At 45.9% G+C, this 5,912-nt stretch carries 5 protein-coding genes; 2 read left to right on the forward strand and 3 right to left on the reverse strand.

Annotated features, from left to right (window positions below):
- Positions 1-154 precede the first annotated feature (154 nt).
- Positions 155-568: a universal stress protein gene (locus QUB10_RS30955; protein ID WP_333107288.1), complete on the reverse strand. Its 414-nt coding sequence runs from the start codon at positions 566-568 to the stop codon at positions 155-157.
- A 183-nt stretch (positions 569-751) separates the two neighbouring features.
- Here QUB10_RS30955 and QUB10_RS30960 point away from each other — a divergent pair, with 183 nt between their 5' ends.
- Entirely contained in the window at positions 752-1,951 is a 1,200-nt protein-coding gene (locus tag QUB10_RS30960) for a phosphoglycerate kinase (RefSeq protein WP_333206987.1), read from the forward strand.
- A gap of 191 nt (positions 1,952-2,142) precedes the next feature.
- A complete protein-coding gene (locus QUB10_RS30965; RefSeq protein WP_333206988.1) occupies positions 2,143-2,868 on the forward strand; it encodes a pentapeptide repeat-containing protein in 726 nt (241 codons plus the stop codon).
- Positions 2,869-2,967: 99 nt separating this feature from the next.
- On the opposite strand, the gene QUB10_RS30970 is transcribed toward QUB10_RS30965, so the two are convergent.
- The gene (locus QUB10_RS30970; protein WP_445300807.1) at positions 2,968-3,741 is read right to left on the reverse strand and encodes a response regulator; all 774 of its coding nucleotides are present in this window, start codon (positions 3,739-3,741) and stop codon (positions 2,968-2,970) included.
- A 202-nt stretch (positions 3,742-3,943) separates the two neighbouring features.
- Positions 3,944-5,287, reverse strand: a complete 1,344-nt coding sequence (locus tag QUB10_RS30975; protein WP_333206989.1) for an EAL domain-containing response regulator — start codon at positions 5,285-5,287, stop codon at positions 3,944-3,946.
- Between the last annotated feature and the right edge of the window lie 625 nt (positions 5,288-5,912).

A 5,912-nucleotide genomic window follows, 5' to 3' on the forward strand; every position in this document is an offset into this window, starting at 1 on the left:
AGTCATTAGCCATTAGTCGCTGTGTCAGGGCGGGTTTACGCATACCCTGGATTTACATAATAGATACGGGTGAACCCGCCCCTACAGAATCTACGTTGATTTAGTCGGACACGATATAACACGTGACTAATAACTAATGACGAATGACTAATAACTAAGGCACAATCAAAACTGCACAAGGAGACAGATTGATTACCCGACTGGTAACGCTGTCAGACGCCCCATCATCGGTTAAACCCATCCCCCGACAGCCCATCACAATCAAATCGGCCCCAATTTCGTCCGCCACATCGCAAATCGTGAAAGCAGGTTTGCCTTCCCGTTCGATGATTTCAGCTTCAATTCCCTGCTGGGAAAACATCGATTGGGCCTCAGAAAGAAGTTTGGCGACTGCTTCGGGGGAAGTCATCACCTCGCGCGCGGGGGCGTCGGCCTCCTCGGCTGGGGGCTCGACTACCGAGAGAATAACTAAACGAGCACCGTAGGTTTTTACGATATTGACCACCTTTTCGGCAGCTTCGCGGGCTTCTCGGCTTTGGTCTACAGGAAATAAGACTGTCTTGAACATACTGCACATCTCCGGGACACGGACTCCGATAAAATGTTTAGGTTAAGCCAATCAGTGCCGTTTGTTCCATCTTCCGTTTTTTGTACGGGCGCGGTTGAATGCGTCCGAGGCCGGGGTGCAAGTTACCAGTGCCGCCATTTCAACGGAATTCGACAAAAACACACATATTAGGAGGTTAATCCTGTGACAAAAAAAACTGTAGCAAATTTATCGGCATCGGACTTATCGGGCAAACGGGTATTGGTGCGGGCGGACTTTAACGTGCCGCTCGACAACGGCAATATCACCGATGATACTCGCATCCGGGCGGCTCTGCCGACAATTCAAGATTTAGCGTCCAAGGGCGCTAAGGTGATTTTGTGCAGCCACTTCGGCCGTCCCAAGGGTGTGACGGAGAAGTTGCGCTTGACGCCGGTTGCTGTGCGCCTGTCGGAATTGTTGGGCAAAGAGGTCAAAAAGACTGACGACTGCATTGGTGATGAAGTCGCTGCTACAGTCGCGGCGATGCAAGATGGCGATGTGCTGTTGCTGGAAAATGTCCGCTTCTACCCAGAGGAGGAGGCAAACGACCCAGAATTTGCTAAGAAGTTAGCTTCTGTGGCCGATTTGTATGTCAATGATGCTTTTGGTACGGCTCACCGGGCTCACGCTTCTACTGAGGGCGTTACTAAGTATCTGAGTCCTTCTGTGGCTGGGTTTTTGATGGAGAAGGAACTGCAATATCTCGGCAGTGCGATCGACAATCCTCAGCGTCCTTTAGCTGCTATAATCGGCGGTTCTAAGGTTTCCAGCAAGATTGGAGTCATTGAAAAACTGCTCGAAAAGTGCGACAAACTGCTGTTGGGCGGTGGCATGGTTTTCACCTTCTACAAAGCTCGTGGCTTGAACGTTGGCAAGTCTTTGGTGGAAGAGGACAAGCTGGAACTGGCTAAGTCTTTGGAAGCTAAGGCGAAGGAACGGGGAGTTACTTTTCTGTTACCTACTGATGTGGTAGTTGCTGACAAGTTTGCTGCTGATGCTAACACTCAAACTGTCTCTGTTGAAAGCATCCCCGACGGTTGGATGGGTTTGGATATCGGCCCGGATTCAGTAAAAACTTTCCAAGATGCTTTGGCCGATTGCAAAACGGTCATCTGGAACGGGCCGATGGGCGTGTTTGAGATGGAGAAGTTTGCTGTGGGAACTGAAGGTATTGCTCATTCTTTGGCTGGACTTACTAAAACTGGTACTACCACAATTATCGGTGGTGGTGACTCGGTGGCGGCTGTGGAACAGTTGCATTTAGGTGAACAAATGAGCCACATTTCTACGGGTGGCGGTGCTAGTTTGGAGCTGCTAGAAGGTAAGGAATTGCCTGGTGTTGCTGCTTTAGATGAAGCTTAATTAAGTTAAGTAGGGCGGGCTTGGCCCGCCTTGCTGTCAGCAGGTCTAAATCATTGGCTGCGAATCATTTTTTTGAATATTTACCGCAGAGGGCGCAGAGAACGCAGAGCAAGAGGAAAGAGAGAGGGATATGGGTTTAAAGTCTATAGTTTGCTAGTATAATTTGTTTGAAGTAGCAGTGAGGTTTGTTTGTGAAACTTAAACTCTTGGCAACTGTAACGGCAAGTTTAGCTTTGTTTGGGCTGGCAGATCCCGTTAAGGCTCAAAATCCAGATCATGTTAGGCAATTGCTGGAAACTAAAGAGTGCGAAGGCTGTGACTTGAGAAATGCTGATTTGTTCAAGGCTAGCTTGTACAGAGCTAATTTAAGAGGAGCCGATTTAAGCGGAGCAAATCTCTATGAAGCTAATTTGCTAGAAGCGGATTTAAGTGATGCTAATTTGGCCAATGCTAACTTAGTTAATGCCGAAATGTACGGGGCTGAATTGAATGGTGCTAATCTGCGAAATGCGGATTTGTCTAATGCTTTTTTGGGGCGAGCGAATCTGACGAGTGCTGATTTGCGCGGTGCTAAACTTTTTAATGCGAATCTGGGGGAAGCTTATCTGTTGCAAGCTAATTTGTCGAATGCCGATTTGAGGCGTTCGCTGCTGTTTAGAGTTAATTTGAGTCGTGCGAATTTAAGCGGAGCGGATATGTCTTTCGCGGATGTGCGGGATACTAATTTGCAGAATGCTATTTTGTCAAATACTAGGCTTCCTGGGGCTCAATTGACCGGGACAAATATTGATGCGGCGAATAACGTGCGGCAGGCTGATTTGGGACGTGGCAACTTGCGGGGTACGAATTTGGGGCCGGGGGTTTGTGTGATAACTAATTATCCTTATTGTGTTTTGAATGTGGAAGAAAAATTTTAGACTCTAGTTCCCAGATTCATCTGTGGAGTAAATCTAAAATCTAAAATCTAAAATCTTAAATCCCCTGGCTGGCTGGCGCACCCTAGGTTGAACTCCGAGCTAAGTTTGAGGTGGTTTGTATCCTCTTTCTAGGGCAAATCTCACAAGCTGGGCCCGATTGTCTAACTGTAATTTACTGAAAATGCTGCCTAAATGAGCTTGCACAGTCCGGGGGCTAATAAACAGCCGATCGCTAATTTGTTTGTTAGTATAACCCTGGATAACCTCCCAAAAAACTCTTTCCTCGGCTGGTGTTAAAGGCAAAGGTGCAGGTGCTGGCAATACTGCCACAAATTGTGGTTCCACCGCCCTACCGCTAGAAGTTTGCAGCAGGCGGACAATTTCGGCGTGAATGCGGTGAGAGCGCTCTAACTGCGCTTTTACCTTAGCTAAAATTTCTTCAGACTGAAAAGGTTTTACCAGATAATCGTCACCGCCGATCGAATGACCTTCAACTTTCGACTCCAACTCGCCTTGACCCGACAAAAATATAAAGGGGACTAACTGTCCCAAACGGGTAGTTCGCAAACGGCGACAAAACTCAAACCCGTCCATTTCCGGCATCATGACATCTGAAATTACCAAATCTGGGGGGGCATTTTCAAACATCGAGAGCGCCTCAACCCCTGAATTAGCGCATTCCACCCGATATCCTTGACTTTCCAGGTACATTGCTAAGACTGTTTGACAGTCTGCTTCGTCGTCCACCACTAATATTGTTTCCATGACAGGCTTGCACCAATTCCAGTTGGACAGTTCTTGAAACTGCCAGTCCCAAAGTAGGAACTTAAATGAGTTTACCTCCTGCCACTTGATAAAGGTTCGCAATTTCAAGACGGCACACTTTCTCAAATAGTCCAATTAGGGGCTGAGCGCCTAAAAGGGGAAGCAATAGAGGAATATGGGGAACAATACTTTCTTTGATTCGCCTATCATCAAAAGCTACAACTTTTTATGAGGTAGCGTCAACTTTTATGCAGACAATAGAAGGTAAAAGAAAGAATTTTATCCTATTATACAGAAATCTTGGTGAGACTTACACTATTCCTAGACGCGACATTGAAAGGTTTTTAGATTTTTCTGGTTCGGACACCGATACAAAAGGAACAACGCGACTAGGTGCTGCTGGGGGCGGCGCGAACACATTCGGGTCGGCAACCAACATACTTTCAATTATCGCTGCTGGTTCGGGACGACTGAACAGATACCCCTGCATGATATCGCACTGATGTTGTTTCAAAAAATCTAGTTCTGCTTCTGTTTCCACTCCCTCAGCAATTACAGTCATATTCAAACTGTGACCCAGTAAAATTACTGCTGTAGTAATAGCAGCATTTTGAGTATCTTCGTTGGCATTACGGACGAAAATTCGATCGATCTTTAAACTGTCAAAAGCAAATTGCTTAAGATATCCTAAAGTAGCGTAACCGGTGCCGAAGTCGTCAATAGCAATCCGAATTCCTAGAGCTTTAAGTTGGTTTAAAGTAGTGCCTGCTACTGTCGCATTTTCCACCAAAGCGCTTTCGGTCATTTCTAATTCTAAATTAGCAGGCTCTAAACCTGTAGTTTCCAATATTTGGACGATTCGCGCCTTGAGTTCCGGGTCGGACAACTGCCGGGCCGACAAGTTTACTGATATTGTAAAGGGCGAAAACCCCGCAGCCAGCCAACTAGCGGCTTGAGCGCAAGCTGAAAGCAGTACCCACTCGCCAATCTGAATAATTAAACCTGTTTCTTCTGCTAAGGGAATAAATTCGCAGGGAGAAATTATACCTCGATCGGGATTTTGCCAGCGCACTAAAGCTTCGGCGCCGATAACTTGGCCGGTAGCAATATTCACTTGTGGCTGATAATATACCTGAAACTCACCTTGTGCCAAAGCGTGGCGCAGCAAAGCTTCGAGAGCAAACTTTTCAGGAGAGAGGGTTGTAACCTTAGTGGAGTCGTTAACTAAATCTTTGAGTCTGGCTTCTGCTTGGTGAAGCGCGACTGTCAGCGGTTGAGTAATAGTTTGCCGTTTCAAGACGCGAGAAGCAATGGCTCCCAGCAATTCAGCCTTGGTAAACGGCTTTGTCAGGTAATCGTCGGCTCCCAATTCCATCCCCCGACGAAAATCGGTTTTGTCACTTTGAGCCGTGAGGAAAATAAATGGAATTGTTGCAGCTAGCGAGTTTTGCCGCAGCGTCCGCAACACGTCATAACCGTCGAGTTCCGGCATCTGCACATCGCACAAAATTAAATCTGGTATCTCCGAAAGTGCCATCTGCACCCCAACTCGACCGTTCTCGGCCCCAATGACCCGGTAGCTGTGAGATTCCAGGAGTTGTAGAAGAGTTTCCCGGATTAATTCGTCGTCCTCAATTACCAAAATTTTGAGCATGATACTTAGATAACAGATGCCACTTTATATCTGAACCTGACTAACTCTAGCATACTCAAACTAGCAAATTAATAATTCAGCTAATTAGCCAATAAACCATTAGCCAAATGGCTGAATATTTCCCCTCGGTTCTTAAGTCACAATCAAAGAACTGCCCAAATTGGGAAGATTTCGATCTCTTTCAAGAGCAGAAAACTGCTGCGCCCGACTCGTTTGATAAACTTTTATTACAAAATCCTAATATTTCTCATAAAAAAAATTAGCCAACAGTTTCAGTGCGCCGACGGCGGAAATTACTCAGGCTATCACTTATATGATGTCCGGTTAATTGTTCATAATTAGTCCGTGTTTGTACTGAAAACTAGAGTTTTCTGTCAATGGATGAATCAGGATGCAGCGTCCTGATTCATCCAAAAAAGGATACTTGCTTTCAGACAACAGTCGTGGAGAGATAAAAATTTTAGATTAAGGTTCAATCTCCCAGATTCATCTGTGAAGTGAATCTAAAATCTAAAATCTAAAATCGACTAAGGGATAACTTAACTATGGATCGCGAATTAAATAACTTACAATTTTAATTGTTATTGTGGGATGGGCGTCCCGCCCGTCTTTTTTGGACGGGCGG

Origin of the sequence: Microcoleus sp. B5-D4, from assembly GCF_036705145.1 — a bacterium.
Classification (GTDB): Bacteria; Cyanobacteriota; Cyanobacteriia; order Cyanobacteriales; family Microcoleaceae; genus Microcoleus.

Bases quoted from the DNA above. Each gene is read 5' to 3' on its own strand.
- QUB10_RS30955 (WP_333107288.1), bottom strand. From the start codon at position 568: ATGTTCAAGACAGTCTTATTTCCTGTAGACCAAAGCCGAGAAGCCCGC.
- QUB10_RS30975 (WP_333206989.1), bottom strand. From the start codon at position 5,287: ATGCTCAAAATTTTGGTAATTGAGGACGACGAATTAATCCGGGAAACT.